At 74.5% G+C, this 14,358-nt stretch carries 12 protein-coding genes; 6 read left to right on the top strand and 6 right to left on the bottom strand.

Annotated elements, in window-relative coordinates; translation table 11 throughout:
* From ABZ128_RS23720 to ABZ128_RS23710, 3 genes are all read right to left on the bottom strand, one after another.
* The coding region (locus ABZ128_RS23720) for a PPOX class F420-dependent oxidoreductase (RefSeq protein WP_356850789.1) at positions 1-364 on the bottom strand (364 nt) is incomplete at its 3' end.
* Between the two features lie 111 nt (positions 365-475).
* Positions 476-958, bottom strand: coding sequence for a DUF456 domain-containing protein (locus ABZ128_RS23715; protein ID WP_356850788.1), 483 nt, complete (start codon positions 956-958; stop codon positions 476-478).
* A gap of 24 nt (positions 959-982) precedes the next feature.
* On the bottom strand, positions 983-1,960 hold the full coding sequence (locus ABZ128_RS23710; RefSeq protein WP_356850795.1) for a helix-turn-helix domain-containing protein: 978 nt from the start codon (positions 1,958-1,960) through the stop codon (positions 983-985).
* A 298-nt stretch (positions 1,961-2,258) separates the two neighbouring features.
* On the opposite strand from ABZ128_RS23710, the gene ABZ128_RS23705 reads away from it, so the two are divergent.
* From ABZ128_RS23705 to ABZ128_RS23695, 3 genes are all read left to right on the top strand, one after another.
* Positions 2,259-3,779, top strand: a complete 1,521-nt coding sequence (locus tag ABZ128_RS23705) for a protein phosphatase 2C domain-containing protein (protein ID WP_356850787.1) — start codon at positions 2,259-2,261, stop codon at positions 3,777-3,779.
* Between the two features lie 76 nt (positions 3,780-3,855).
* On the top strand, positions 3,856-5,598 hold the full coding sequence (locus tag ABZ128_RS23700) for a pyruvate dehydrogenase (RefSeq protein ID WP_356850786.1): 1,743 nt from the start codon (positions 3,856-3,858) through the stop codon (positions 5,596-5,598).
* 132 nt (positions 5,599-5,730) lie between these two features.
* Complete coding sequence (locus ABZ128_RS23695; RefSeq protein ID WP_356850785.1) at positions 5,731-6,180, top strand: ATP-binding protein; 450 nt, start codon at positions 5,731-5,733, stop codon at positions 6,178-6,180.
* A 99-nt stretch (positions 6,181-6,279) separates the two neighbouring features.
* Here the strand turns inward: ABZ128_RS23695 and ABZ128_RS23690 are convergent, their stop codons facing one another.
* A complete protein-coding gene (locus ABZ128_RS23690; RefSeq protein WP_356850784.1) occupies positions 6,280-7,341 on the bottom strand; it encodes a DUF2637 domain-containing protein in 1,062 nt (353 codons plus the stop codon).
* Between the two features lie 1,960 nt (positions 7,342-9,301).
* Here ABZ128_RS23690 and ABZ128_RS23685 point away from each other — a divergent pair.
* A complete protein-coding gene (locus ABZ128_RS23685) occupies positions 9,302-9,949 on the top strand; it encodes a GntR family transcriptional regulator (RefSeq protein WP_356850794.1) in 648 nt (215 codons plus the stop codon).
* A 33-nt stretch (positions 9,950-9,982) separates the two neighbouring features.
* Here the strand turns inward: ABZ128_RS23685 and ABZ128_RS23680 are convergent, their stop codons facing one another.
* Together ABZ128_RS23680 and ABZ128_RS23675 are read right to left on the bottom strand one after the other, a co-directional pair.
* Complete coding sequence (locus tag ABZ128_RS23680; RefSeq protein WP_356850783.1) at positions 9,983-10,759, bottom strand: hypothetical protein; 777 nt, start codon at positions 10,757-10,759, stop codon at positions 9,983-9,985.
* A 166-nt stretch (positions 10,760-10,925) separates the two neighbouring features.
* Positions 10,926-12,605: a PucR family transcriptional regulator ligand-binding domain-containing protein gene (locus tag ABZ128_RS23675; protein WP_356850782.1), complete on the bottom strand. Its 1,680-nt coding sequence runs from the start codon at positions 12,603-12,605 to the stop codon at positions 10,926-10,928.
* A gap of 255 nt (positions 12,606-12,860) precedes the next feature.
* On the opposite strand from ABZ128_RS23675, the gene ABZ128_RS23670 reads away from it, so the two are divergent.
* Together ABZ128_RS23670 and ABZ128_RS23665 are read left to right on the top strand one after the other, a co-directional pair.
* Complete coding sequence (locus tag ABZ128_RS23670) at positions 12,861-13,754, top strand: FAD binding domain-containing protein (RefSeq protein ID WP_356850781.1); 894 nt, start codon at positions 12,861-12,863, stop codon at positions 13,752-13,754.
* A gap of 2 nt (positions 13,755-13,756) precedes the next feature.
* Positions 13,757-14,356 (top strand): (2Fe-2S)-binding protein, encoded by a 600-nt coding sequence (locus tag ABZ128_RS23665; RefSeq protein WP_356850780.1) that lies wholly within the window; start codon positions 13,757-13,759, stop codon positions 14,354-14,356.
* The last annotated feature ends 2 nt before the right edge of the window (positions 14,357-14,358 follow it).

The following is a 14,358-nucleotide window of genomic DNA, read 5'->3' as shown; positions in this document are numbered from 1 at the left end:
CGAGGTGGCGCGCCAGCAGGTCCGCCTCGCCGTGGTCCGCGATGGCGGCGGCGGTGTCCACCCAGAGCCAGGTCGACTCCTCCGGGGTGAGCACGCGGATCTCGATGCCGCGGACGCGCCACGGGCGGGTGCTCACCAGGTCGTCGACGACCAGCGCGAGCCGCGGATTGGCCTGCAGGTTCCGCCACTTCTTCGTCGTGCCCATGGCCGCCCCGCCCACCAGGACCGTGCCGTCCGGCTGCGGGAAGAAGCCCACCGGATTGGCCTGCGGCTGCCCGTGCGCGTCCACCGTCGCCAGCCTTCCCAGCCGCTGCGACCGCAGATAGGCCAGTTCCGCCTCGCTGAAACCCTCGAACCGCGTCATACGCCCCAGCCTCTCAACCCTCCCCGGCCCCCGCATCGGACCCGAGTCCGAACGGACGCCCGGCAGGTCCCAGGTCCGCGGCCCTAGGACCCCGGGCCCCGGCGCCGCACGTCAACTCACCAGCACCGCGCCGACCCAGGCGCCCATCACCATCAGGCAGGCCAGCAGCTCCACGAGCACGCTCGTGCCCACCGCCCGCATCACCGCCCGCACCGATGCCAGGGCCTCGCCGTGGGTGCCCAGCCGCAGCCGCTCGCACACGTAGATGCCGCCCACGAACCCGGGTACGGCCCCCAGCACCGGCACGAGGACGAAGCCCAGGACGGCCCCGCACCCCGCGTACACCGCCATCCGGCGGGTGACCCCCACGCCCCGCAGCCGCCGCGGCGGCAGCTGCCACTCGATCACCTGGACCACCAGCAGCAGCGCCGTCACCGACACCAGCAGGGACCACGCCAGCGCCGACCGCTCGTGCAGTGCCCACCACAGCACCCCGGCCCACACCAGCCAGGTGCCCGGGACACCGGGAACCAGCACCCCGAGCACCCCGAGCAGGAGCACCAGCCCCACCAGGAGCAGCTGAGGCACATCCATCTGCTCAGCGTGCCCGACCAGGGGCTACCGAGCCACCCAGCCCCGTTCACACGCGTACCAGCCGAGCTGGAGCCTCGTCGTGACCCCGGCGACGTCCATCAGGTTCTTGACCCGCCGCTGCACCGTCCGCAGGCCCAGCTCCAGGTGCTTGGCCACGCTGGAGTCCGTCATCCCCGCGAGCAGCAGCGTCAGGATCTCGATGTCGGTGGCGTCCGGCACGCCGCCCGACTCCTGCGGCGCCCCCGAGGCCCCCAGCCGCAGCGGCAGCGCCTCCCGCCACACCGCCTCGAACAGCCCCGTCAGCGACTCCATCAGGCCCGAGGCGTGCACCACCAGCGCCGCAGGCTCCGCCCCCGGACCCGTCAGCGGCACCAGTGCCAGCGAGCGGTCCGCGATCACCAGCCGGGTGGGGACCTGCCCCGTGACCCGGACCTGTTCGCCCCGGGCCAGCGCCGTCGACGCCTCGCGGATCCCGGTCGGCAGGGACAGCACCTCCCGTTCGATCACCACCCGGTACGCCACGCCCCGTACGGCGGCCTGTTCCTCCGCCTCGTTCTCCATCCCCGTCACCACCTGCGGCCGGCTGCTGACCAGTGCGCACACCTCCTCGGCCGCGCCCAGCTGGAGCTGGTGGAAGCGGTGCGCGACCGCGCTCGCACCGGTCACCACCTCCACCAGGTCGTGCACCGCGGGCTCGGTGGCCTCGGCCCGGTACTCCCGGGCCAGCAGCGCCGCGGCCAGCTCCGCCTGCTCCAGCTCGTGCCGCTGCTGCGTCAGCAGGGCGCCCAGCGCCACCGTCGGCGGGGCCGCCACCCAGCGTCCCGGCCGGGCCGTGGACTGGGCCGCCAGGCCGTGCCGCTCCAGGTGCCGCAGGGCCCGCTCGGTCTGCGGTACCGGCAGCGCCAGCCGGTGGGCGAGGTCCGGCACCTCCGCCGCCCCCATCGCCACCAGCGCGCGGTACGCCGACTCCTGGCCCTCGTCCAGGCCTATCGCACCCAGCAACCCGTCCACCCCACCCTCTCCGACCGTTCCTGGCGGGAAGCGGCCACGGCGCAAACCCGCCGCGGACATCATCGCCGTACCCCCCGGCCCTCTGACAAGGTGTGACCGGCCGCCGCCCCTGCGCGGGCGGGACGGCCGACGCGAACGGCGCTGCCCTCACCCGGACGGGTCGTGCGCGCGTACGACAGACGTCAGGTCGTACGAGAGATGCGGAAGGGGTCCACCGGGCGGCGGCCCGGTGGACCCTTTTTCGCGTATTCGGCGTTTTCTGCCGCACCGGCGGGCCGAGAATAGGCGCATGAGTCAGCAGGGCGCGGACGACTGGTGGCAGAAGCTGTACGAGGACCCGGACGCGGGACCGGGTCCGGACCCGGGGGACACGCTGGAGAGCCGGTTCCACTCGGCGGCGGTCCTCACGACCCCGCCGGGCGTCCCCCCGCCCCCCACGGCCGCCCCGCCGGAGCCGGCCGCGCCGCCGCACGCCGTCCTCCCGGGCCCCCGCCGCGAACCGCAGCATCCCGCACCCGGCCTCCCGCCCACGGCTGCGCCGCACGTGCCCCCGGCGCCGCCCGGCCCGGCGCTCCCGGCCGGCGTGCCCGGCCCTGCGGCTCCGCCCGGGGGCGCGCCGCCCGCGCCCGTGGCGCCACCCGTCCCGGTACCGCCCGCCGAGGGCGGCCTGCCGGGTCCCACCGCGCCGCCCGCGCCCCCGGCGCCGCCGCCCGGTCCGCCGGCGCCCGTTGCGCCCTCGGCAACCGGCCTGCCGGGCACCTCAGCCGGGTCGCCGGTCGCTGGGCCCGCCGACCCGCGGGGGCCCGGGAGCACCGGGTACGGGCTGGGGCACGTGACCGTGCCGCCCGCGGCGGACGGGCGGCGGGCCCCCGCCACCCCGCCGCCCGCCGCGCCGGTGCCGGACCCCGCCCCCGGCCCCGCCGCGGCGGAGGACCGCCCGGGGCCGGCGGCGGCCCACGCCGAGGGGCGGCCCGAGGTGCACCACCTCGGGGACCGGGCACCCACCTACGCCGCCGAACCCGGCGCGCTGCCCCTCGCCGACCCCGGCGGGCTCGACGCCCTGGTCCCCGACACCGTCCTGGAGGGCGCCCGCCACGGCTCGTACACCCTGCGGGCCGCCTCCGTGCGCGGGGACTCCGCCCGGTTCCGCGGCGAGCCCCGCCGGGACTTCCTCCTGACCGCCCGCTTCGGGACCGGCGACGACGCCCTGGTCCTGGTGGCCCTCGCGGGCGGTGACCGGGCCGCCGCAGGCGCCGCGGAGGCCGCCGCCGGCCTGTGCCGCTGGATCGCGGCGGCGGTCGGCCGCAGCCAGGAGCGGCTGGCCGAGGACATCCGCGCCGGACGGCGCGACGCCCTGCGCTCGGGGCTCCAGCGGCTCACCGACCGCGGCTACGGCCGGCTCCGGGCCCGCGCCGCGGAGCTCGGCCTTGAGGAGGAGGCGTACACCGCCGGGCTCCGCGGAGTGCTGCTGCCCGTCGACCCGGAATGCCGGACCCGGGTCTGCTTCGGCGCCGGCGCGGGCGGGCTGTTCCGCCTGAGGTCGGGCCACTGGGAGGACCTGGAGCCCGACGAGGCGCCGCACGAAGGCTTCCGCTTCCGCGCGGCCGTGGCCCGACCCGGCGACATCCTGCTGCTCTGCTCCCGCGGCCTCGCCGGCCCGCTGCGCGAGGAGGAACTGCTTCCGGCCGAACTCGCGGCCCGCTGGTCGGACCCGGAACCGCCCGGCCTGGCGGCCTTCCTCGCCGACACCCAGCTCCGCCTCAAGGGTTACGCCGACGACCGGACGGCCGCCGCGGTCTGGGAGGCGTAACCGCACGGAACGTGCATGGATGGAAGGCGCACCGCGAAGGCGAGCCGAGCCGACCCCAGGGAAAGGGCGCCCCTCCATGGCCAGACAGAACGTGGCGGAGCAGTTCGTCGACATCCTCGTCCGGGCGGGCGTACGCCGCATGTACGGAGTCGTCGGCGACAGTCTGAACCCCGTCGTCGACGCCATCCGCCGGACGGGTGACATCGAGTGGATCCAGGTCCGGCACGAGGAGAGCGCCGCCTTCGCCGCCGGAGCCGAGGCCCAGATCACCGGCCGGCTCGCCGCCTGCGCCGGCTCCTGCGGCCCCGGCAACCTGCACCTCGTCAACGGCCTGTACGACGCCCACCGCTCGATGGCCCCGGTCCTCGCCCTCGCCTCGCACATCCCCTCCAGCGAGATCGGCCTCGCCTACTTCCAGGAGACCCACCCCGACCAGCTGTTCCGCGAGTGCAGCCACTACAGCGAGCTGATCTCCAATCCGAAGCAGATGCCCCGGCTGCTGCAGACCGCCGTCCAGCACGCCGTCGGCCGCAGCGGGGTCAGCGTGGTGGCGCTGCCGGGGGACATCGCCTCCCAGCCCGCCCCCGAGAAGGCGGTGGAGCACGCCCTGGTCACCTCGCGGCCGACGGTACGGCCCGGCGACACGGAGATCGAGAAGCTGGTCCGGCTCGTCGACGAGGCCGACCGGGTCACGCTGTTCTGCGGCAGCGGCACCGCCGGGGCGCACGCCGAGGTCATGGAGTTCGCCGGCCGGGTCAAGGCGCCGGTCGGGCACGCCCTGCGCGGCAAGGAATGGATCCAGTACGACAATCCGTACGACGTCGGGATGAGCGGGCTGCTCGGCTACGGCGCCGCCTACGAGGCCACCCACGAGTGCGACCTGCTGATCCTGCTCGGCACGGACTTCCCGTACAACGCCTTCCTGCCCGACGACGTGAAGATCGTCCAGGTGGACATCCGGCCCGAACACCTGGGCCGCCGCTCGCAGCTGGACCTCGCCGTCTGGGGCGACGTACGGGAGACCCTGCGCGCCCTGAACGGCCGGGTGCGCACCAAGACGGACCGGCGCTTCCTGGACCGGATGCTCAAGAAGCACGCCGACGCGCTGGAGGGGGTGGTGAAGGCGTACACCCGCAAGGTGGAGAAGCACACGCCGATCCACCCCGAGTACGTGGCCTCGGTCCTCGACGAACTCGCTGACGAGGACGCGGTGTTCACCGTCGACACCGGCATGTGCAACGTGTGGGCGGCACGCTATCTTTCGCCGAACGGCAGACGCCGCATCATCGGCTCCTTCAGCCATGGATCCATGGCCAACGCCCTGCCGCAGGCCATCGGCGCACAGTTCACCGACCGGCGCCGTCAAGTGGTCTCCATGTCGGGCGATGGCGGTTTCTCCATGCTGATGGGAGATTTCCTCACCCTGGTGCAGTACGACTTGCCCGTCAAAGTGGTCCTGTTCAACAACTCATCGCTCGGAATGGTCGAGTTGGAAATGCTGGTTTCCGGCCTGCCCTCGTACGGAACCACGTATCGGAACCCGGATTTCTCGGCCATCGCCCGCGCGGCGGGGGCGTACGGGGTGAGGGTGGAGAAGCCCAAGCAGCTCGCAGGGGCTTTGAAGGACGCATTCCGGCACGAGGGGCCTGCTTTGGTCGATGTGGTGACCGATCCCAATGCCTTGTCGATTCCGCCCAGGATCAGCGCGGAAATGGTGACCGGTTTCGCACTGTCCGCCAGCAAGATCGTGCTGGACGGCGGGGTGGGCCGCATGATCCAGATGGCTCGATCCAATCTCCGCAACGTACCCCGTCCCTGAGTCCGCAGGAGTGCGGATTCCCTCGGCGGGCATGCATCCCGTAGACCAGTTCGAGATCAGGCAACACGGGGGAGGTACATCGTCGTGCCGGTGGGGGCGAGGACCGGGAAGCAGTGGAGGAGAGGGCGGCCCGTGGCGCGCGAACCGTCCGTCGAGGACGGGGGAGCGGTGGACGCGCTGGAGATCACCCGCAGCCTGCGCCGGGCGGATCTGAAGGGAGTGGGCGAGGTCCGCCGGGCGCTGAGGGAGTTGATGCGCCACCGTTGCAGGGAAGACACCGCCGAGGTGGCGGAGCTGCTGACCACCGAGCTCGTCACCAACGCCCTCGTCCATACCGACCAGGGTGCCGAGGTGTCCGCGCGGCTCGAACCGACCCGCCTGCGGGTGGAGGTCCGGGACCACGCATCGCGCCGGCCCCGCCCGTACGTACCGACCGCCGACGACGGTACGCACGGCCGGGGGCTGGTGCTGGTGCAGGCGCTCGCGGACGCCTGGGGGGTGGACGCGGTGGCCCAGCCCGGCGGCAAGGTGGTGTGGTTCGAACTGGACGGCGCCTTCGAGTCGATCCACGACGAGGCGTAGGGACGGGGCGTCGGGACGAGGCGCAGGGAGCGACATCGCCGCTCACGGGGGAGGGGCCGCCCGGCCCGGGCGGCCCCTCCCCCGTGAGCGCAGCAGCGGTCAGCCGAACTGCTGCTCAAGGTCCTTGAGTTTGCGCTCCAGGGAGTCGAGCCGGGGGATCGTCTGGGTGTCGTCCTCGGCGGTGAGGTCCACCGTCCGGGGGCCGCTCCCCTCGGCGACCTCCGCCGTGCTCACGGCCTGGAGGGAGGGCCGGCGGCGCGGTGCGGGCAGCTGTCCCGGTTCCGCTATGGCCGGCTCCGCGCCGACCGGCGCGGAGCCCGTCCCGGGAGCGAGCCCCGGCATGTCGACCTGGCGGGCGCGGGGACGGCCGAAGGCCCGGTGCTGCCGGCCCAGCGCCTTGATGTGGGCGCGGTCCAGGCGGTGCTGCTCGCGCCGGCGGTGGCGGTCCTGCTCCTTCTCCCGCTTGTCCTCCCGTACCTCGTCGACGGCCTCGTCGAGCGTGCGGACCCCCTCCAGCAGCATGAGCGACCATGCGCCGAAGGTCTCCCGGGGGGCCCGCAGCCAGCGGACCATCCGGATCTGGGGCAGGGGCCTGGGGATCAGCCCCTGTTCGCGCAGGGCGGCCCGGCGGGTCTGCTTGAGGGCCCGGTCGAAGAGGACCGCCGCCGACAGGGACATCCCGGCGAAGAACTGCGGGGCGCCGTCGTGGCCCATGCCGCGCGGGGCGTGCACCCAGTTGAACCAGGCGGCCGCACCGGCGAACAGCCAGACCAGCATCCGCGAGCCGAGGGCCGCGTCGCCGTGGCTCGCCTCGCGGACGGCGAGCACGGAGCAGAACATCGCGGCGCCGTCGAGGCCGAAGGGGACCAGGTACTCCCAGCCGCCGGAGAGGTTCAGGTTCTGCCGGCCGAAGCCGACCAGCCCGTGGAAGGAGAGCGCGGCGGCCACCGCCGCGCAGCAGAACAGCAGGACGTAGGAGGCGGTTCCGTACACGGCCTCCTTGCGCCGCCGCCGCTCCTCGCTGCGCTCCCAGGTGTCGTCCGCGGCCGCCTTGTCGCCCTCGCGCTTGCCCCGGGCCAGTACCGCAACTGCCGCAAGTACGCCCAGGATCAACAGGCTGCCGGGCAGCAGCCAGTCCAGCGATATGTCGGTCAGTCTCATGCGGATGTCCCTTGCCTCTGCCTCGCGTCTGCGGCCTTCCGGGTGCCATGGTGGCGCAGTGGATCGGCCCGGCACGCGGGTTTCGGGCCAAGTGGACGCCTTCGAGGGGTCCGGCCCGCCGGATAGGGTGTTGTACTTCGAACTGCCTTGCGTGTGCCGCGAGTTGCGTTCGATTACGGTCAGCCTGACGGGTGGTTCAGGCGGCCGGGGCGTGGTGCCGGCGATGCGTTCCGCCCGGCGGCCGCCGGGCGTCCGGGGGCCGGCCGGAGCAGTCCCGGTCCCGGGTGGCCGGCCGTACGCCGCCGGGGGCCGCGCGCCATGGCCATCCGCCCGGCGCCCCCGGGCAGGACGGGCCGACCGCGCCGGGCACCGCCCCCGCCCCGGCCGAGGCACCCCGCGCCGGCCGCGCCGGGCAGCGCCCCGGGCCCGGCTGAGGCGCCCCGCGCCGGCCCGCCCTCCTGCCCGAGTCCCCCTGACCGACGCGCCGACGCACCCCGGCCCCCCGGCCTGGGGCACACGGGCTCCCGGCCACACAGCCGCCCGGGGCACAGGGCCTGGGCACATGGGCCGCGGCGCACGGGGTCCTGGGCACACGGGCCCTCAGGCCCGGGACGCACGGGCGCCCGCGCATACGGCTCGTGGGCGCACGGGCTCCCGGGCCACACGCGCGCTCGCGCATTCGGCCCACGGGCGCTGGGGCCCCCGGCCACACGGGCGCCCGTACGGCTCGTGGGCGCACGGGCGCCCGGCCACAGGAAGCTGGGAACAGGGCTCCCAGGCATACGGGCTCCTGGGGCGTACGAGCTCCAGGCCATGCGTCCTCGGCCATAACGGGCGCCAGGGAACAGGGGCTCCCTGGCCCGCGGCACACGGGCCGCAGGCGTACGGGCCCCGGCCATGCGGGCACCCGTGCCCCCGGACACAGGGCGCTCGGGCACACGGGCCCCCGGGCACAGGGGCCGGGCATCCGAGCCCCCGCGCACACGGGCTCCTGAGCGCACGGGGCCTCGGGCACAGGACGCCCGGTTACACGGGCCCCCGGGCGCACGGTCTCCGGGCACACGGGCTCCCGGGCGGGCACACGGGCCCTGGGCACATGGGCCCCGGCGCACGGCTTCTGGGTACACGGGCCGTCGGCCATAAGGCCCCCCGGGCACACGGGCCCCCGGCCATACCGGCCGCCGCGCACCTGGCGCTCGGGCGTAGTCGAAGCCGCGCACGGGCTCCTGAGTGCACGGGCTTCTGGCCATACGGCCCCCGGGGCACGGCTCCCGGCCATGCCGGCCCCCGCGCACAGGGCGCTCCGGCGTAACCGGCCCCGACACTGGCTCCTGGACACACCGGGCACACGGGCTCGGGCCTACAGGCCCCGGCGCACGGGCCCCTGGGCACGAACCCCCAGGCACAGGGCTCCCGGGCACACGGGCCCCCAGACACACGGCCCCCGGGCACACGGCTCTGGGCATCCGGGCCCCGGCGCACGGACTCTGGCATACCGGCCCCCGGGCACAGGGCTCCCGGGCACACGGGCCGTGGGCGTACGGGCCCTGGGCGTACGGACCCCGGGCGCACCCGCGCCGGGCGCAGGGCTCCCGGGCACGCGGGCCCTGGGCACATGCCGCGGCACAACGGGCTCCTGGCACAGGGCCCGTGGACACAGGGCGCTCGGGGCATGCGTGCCCAGGCATACGAGCTCCGGGCATACGGGCTCCTGGCACATGGGCCCGGGCACAGGGCTCCCGGGCACACGGGCCCCCGGGCCCCCGGGCCCTTGGGTACACGGACCCCCGGGGGCACGGGCCGAAGGAGGCTCGGCGGGACGGGGTGGTTGCGGCGGCCCCGCCGCAGCGCCGCACGCGGCGAGACCCAGGCCACGGCCCCGGGCGGGTGGGGGCCGCTATCCTCGGCAGGTCGAACCCAGCCACAGGAGGACCGAGTGCGCGAAGCGGCCCCGGCCGGGGTGTCGGCGCTGATCCCGACCCAGAAGGTGCTGCGCCATTCGGTGCGCCGGCAGGTCCTCGACGCGCTGCGCGCCGCCCTCGTCGACGGGGAGCTCGTCCCGGGCGAGATCTACTCCGGCCCCGCGTTGGGCGAGCGCTTCGGGGTCTCCGCGACGCCCGTGCGCGAGGCCATGCAGCAGCTGGCGCTGGAGGGGGCCGTGGAATGCCTCCCGAACCGCGGCTTCCGCGTGCTGACCCGCACCCCGCGGTCCCTGGCGGAGCTGGCCGAGGTCCGGGCGCTGCTGGAGGTGCCGGTGATGCTGCGGCTGGCCCGTACGCTCCCGGCGCAGGCCTGGTCGGCGCTGCGCCCGGCGGCCGCGGCCACGGCCGAGGCGGCGGCGGCCGGGGACGTCCCCGGCTACGCGGACGCGGACCGCGCCTTCCACCGCGAGGTGCTGGCCCTGGCCGGGAACGAGCAGCTGGTGCAGGTGGCCGAGGAACTCCACCGCCGTGCCCAGTGGCCCCTGCCGGGTGCGCCCCGGGTGCGCCGGGCCGATCTGGTCGCCGACGCGGCGGAGCACTCGGCCCTGCTGGAGGCGCTGATCGCCGGTGACCTGCCGGTGGTCGAGTCCCTGGTGCGCGAACACTTCACCGGCGCCCCCGCCTGACCCACCCGGGTCCCGGGCAAGGCCCGGGGCCGGTCAGGTGGCCGGGGTCGGGTGGAGCTGGTCGGCCAGCCAGGTCGGGATGCCGCCCAGCAGGTGGAACAGGCGTCGGGCCTCGGCCCGCAGGCGGCCGGCCTCCGGCTCCTCCTCGGCCTCGGCCAGGGCCGCCAGCGCCGGAGCCGTACCGATCAGGAAGCCCAGCTCCTCCCGGATGCGCAGGGACTCGGCGAAGCCCTTGCGGGCCTCCGCCACGTCGCCGTCGCGCAGGGCCAGCGCCGCCAGGTGCCGCCAGGTGGAGGACAGCAGCAGGGAGTCCCCGTGGGCCGCGGCCCCGGCGTGGGCGCGCCGGTAGGCCGGGCGGGCCGACTGCGGCGCGTCCGCGAGGTGCTCCGCCACCAGGCCCCGGCGGAAGTCCAGCAGGGGGCGGGTGCGGGAACCGGGGGAGAGCAGGGCGGCCGCCCGGCCGAGCGCCGAGCGGGCCTCGTCCGCGCGGTCGCGTACGCCGAGCACGGTGGCGGCGTAGGCCAGCTGGCCCCGCTCGCAGGCGGCGGCCCCCCGCTCGTCGTCCTCGACGGCCACCGCCTCCGCGACCCGCAGGGCGTCCTCCGCCTCCGCCCAGCCCTGGCCGGTGAACAGGCAGCGCTCCACCAGCAGGGCGGTCCGCTGCACAGCCGCGTCGGCCCGGTCCGCGTGCGGCGTCAGCAGGGCCGCCGCGTCGGTCCAACAGCCGCGCGAGCGCAGCCGCCATATCGCCCGCTGGAGGGGGTCGTCTCCCCCGCTCGTTCCGGCACCGGACATGGCGGTGTCCGCCACATTGCCCTCCCCAAAGCAGCCAAGCAGCACGTCGTCGAGCCCTGGGGCGAAATGAGAGCACGGATCGGATGCTCCGGCCAAGGGGTCGGGTGAACTCTTTCACAAAGTCCGGATGCCGCGTCAGGCGCCCCTCGGCCGCCCCCCGCCGTCCCCTGGCCGGATCTGCTCAGCTCATCCGCAGTGCCAGGAAGAAGTCCAGCTTGTCCTCCAGGCGGGACAGGTCACGGCCCGTCAACTGCTCGATTCGCCCGACCCGGTAGCGCAGCGTGTTGACGTGCAGGTGCAGCCGCGTGGCGCACCGCGTCCAGGAGCCGTCGCAGTCCAGGAACGCTTCGAGGGTGGGGATCAGTTCCGCCCGGTGGCGCCGGTCGTAGTCCCGCAGCGGGTCCAGCAGCCGCGCCGTGAAGGCCCGGCGCACGTCGTCCGGCACGAACGGCAGCAGCAGCACGTGCGAGGCCAGCTCGTGGTGGCCGGCGGCGCAGACCCGGCCCGGGCGGGCCGCGGCGACCCGGCGGGCGTGCCGGGCCTCCTCCAGCGCGCCGCGCAGCCCCTCGGCGGAGTGCACGGCCGCGCTGACGCCCAGGGTGAGCCGGCCGTCGCCGTCCAGGCCCGCCTGGAGCGGGTCCCGTACGGAGGTGAGCAGCTCGTCGGCGTGCAGGGCGGAGTCCGGCCCCTTCTCGTCGCCGGCGTCCCCGGGAGCCACGGGCAGCGGCACCAGTGCGATGGCCTCGTCACCCGTGTGGGCCACCGCGATCCGGTCGGAGGGCTCGGGGCCCGAGACCGACGGGTCGACCAGGATCTCCTCCAGCAGCGACTGGGCGACCGGGCCGCCCGGGATGTCCCCGCCTTCCCAGTCCACGCGCGCCACGACGACCTGCCAGTGCGGGGCGGTGCCCAGTCCGGGCACCAGCACGGGGGCCGCCACCCGCAGGCGGGCGGCGATCTCGGCCGGGGCCGCACCCGTCTGGACCAGCTCCAGCACCTCCTGCGCCAGCCGGCGGCGCACCGTACGGGCCGCGTCGCGCCGGTCCCGTTCGACCGCGATCAGCTGCGTCACGCCCTGCAACAGGTCGAGCCGCTCGGCGGGCCAGTCGCCGGCGTCCGCCTCCACGGCGAGCAGCCAGTCGGAGAGCACGCTCTCGCGCACGTCACGGGCGCCGGGAGCGCCCGGGCCGCGCCCCGCGCCCCTGATCGGGAACAGGGAGTAGGTCATACCCTGGATGGAGATCCGGTGCGGGCCCCTGCGCCCGGTGCGGACCGCCGCCAGGTGTTCCCCGGCCAGGGCCGCGCAGACGCCCGGTGCCAGGGGTTCACCCGCCCCGGCGATCTGCCGGCCCGTGGGGGACAGCACCCAGGCGCGCAGATCGAGGTCGGTGGTGAGGAGATCGAGCACCACGTCCGGCCCCCCGCCCGCGGGACCCGAGGTCATCAGCCGGCGGTGGCGGTCCACGACGGCGGCGAGATCGCCTGCGCGCTCCCCGGAGACCTGCCGCACCACGTACTCGGTGATCGTGGCGAATGCAACGTCTTCGTTCACAGCGAACAGCGGCAGCCGGTTGCGCCGGCAGGCCGAGACCAGATCATCGGGGATGTCCCCGAGCTCGGCCTCGCCCGCCGCGAGCCCCGCCACTCCCGCGCTCGCAAGGATTCGTACGAACGGCTCGGAGTCGGCTGAATTTCTTCGCCAGGCCAGGCCGGTAAGGACGAGTTCGCCTCCCGTGAGGTATCGGCTGGGATCCCTCAGGTCGGTCGTCATGACGCCGCGGACCGTCCGGTCGAGTTCTTCCTCGCCGCCCAGCAGCCGCAGCCCCAGCGCCTCGGTTTCCAGCAGTGCGCGCAGCCGCATGGTGTCGCCGCCGATCTGTCTCGAATGTTGCCGTTGGAAATCGGGCAGGTCGTCGCATCCTGCCTTTCATACGAATCTACAAGACGAGGGAGGCCGTCAGCCAACTCCTTCATGGTTTCGGTGACTGCACCGCGGGGACGCGTGGCTTGTGTACTGGCTCCACACCGCGTTAACAGCACGTGAACGACCAGTCGAGGGCCCCTGGGGCCTCCTGGCTTGAAGTGAACGACACGATGAAGAAGAAGAGAGCCGCAGATGGACTTCCTTCGCCCCGCCAGCTGGGAGGAGGCGCTCGCCGCTAAGGCCGAGTACCCCACAGCTGTGCCGATTGCGGGTGGCACCGACATCATGGTCGAGATCAACTTCGACCACCGCCGTCCGGAGTACCTCCTCGACCTCAACCGCATCGAACTGCTGCGGGAGTGGGAGGTAGGCGAGGAGGTCACCAAGCTCGGCGCCTCCGTCCCGTACACCCAGATCATGGAGAACCTGCGCGGTACGCTGCCGGGTCTCGCGCTCGCCTCGCACACGGTCGCGTCCCCGCAGATCCGCAACCGCGGCGGTGTCGGCGGCAACCTCGGTTGCGCCTCGCCCGCCGGTGACTCCCACCCCGCCCTCCTCGCCGCCGGCTGCGAGGTCGAGGTCGAGTCCGTACGCGGCTCCCGGCTCATCCCGATCGACGAGTTCTACACCGGCGTGAAGCGCAACGCGCTCGCGGCCGACGAGCTCATCAAGACGGTCCACATCAAGAACGCCACGGGCCCCCAGCAGTACTCGAAGGTCGGCACCCGCAACGCGATGGTCATCGCCGTCTGCGGTTTCGGCCTCGCCCTGCACCCCGACACCCGCACCGTGCGCACGGGCATCGGCTCGGCCGCCCCGACCCCGGTCCGGGCCAAGGCCGCCGAGGAGTTCCTGAACGCCGCGCTCGAAGAGGGCGGTTTCTGGGACAACGGCAAGGTCATCACCCCGTCGATCGCCAAGCAGTTCGGTGAGCTCGCCTCCGCCGCGTGCAACCCGATCGACGACGTCCGTGGCACGGCGAAGTACCGCCGTCACGCGGTCGGCATCCTGGCTCGCCGCCAGCTCGTCTGGACGTGGGAGCAGTACCGCGGCACCAACGGCCGCTCGCTTGAAGGGGCTGCGTAAGCATGCGCGTCAATTTCACTGTCAACGGTCGTCCGCAGGAAGCCGACGACGTCTGGGAGGGCGAGTCCCTCCTCTACGTCCTGCGTGAGCGCCTGGGCCTGCCGGGCTCGAAGAACGCCTGTGAGCAGGGCGAGTGCGGTTCCTGCACCGTCCGCCTCGACGGCGTGCCGGTCTGTTCCTGTCTGGTCGCGGCCGGTCAGGTCGAGGGCCGCGACGTCGTGACCGTCGAGGGCCTGGCCGACTTCGCCAAGCAGCGCGAGGAGCACGGCCACTCCTGCGGCACCGGCGCGTGCGGCGGCGGCAAGGGCGTGTCCACCGACGAGGCCAAGCAGTGGTCCGCCAAGGGCACCGACTCCCAGACCGGTGAGGGCGTGGAGCTCTCCAACATCCAGCAGGCGTTCATCGACGCCGGCGCGGTCCAGTGCGGTTTCTGCACCCCGGGTCTGCTGGTCCAGGCCGACGCCCTCCTGGAGCAGAACGCCGACCCGTCCGACCAGGACATCCGTGAGGCCCTGTCCGGCAACCTGTGCCGCTGCACGGGCTACGAGAAGATCCTCGACGCGGTCCGCCTGGCGGCCGCCCGTCAGGGAGAGGCGGTCTGATC

It is taken from the genome of Streptomyces sp. NPDC006326 (assembly GCF_040612915.1).
Lineage (GTDB): Bacteria > Actinomycetota > Actinomycetes > Streptomycetales > Streptomycetaceae > Streptomyces.
This window is presented reverse-complemented; position numbering and strand designations above follow the sequence as displayed.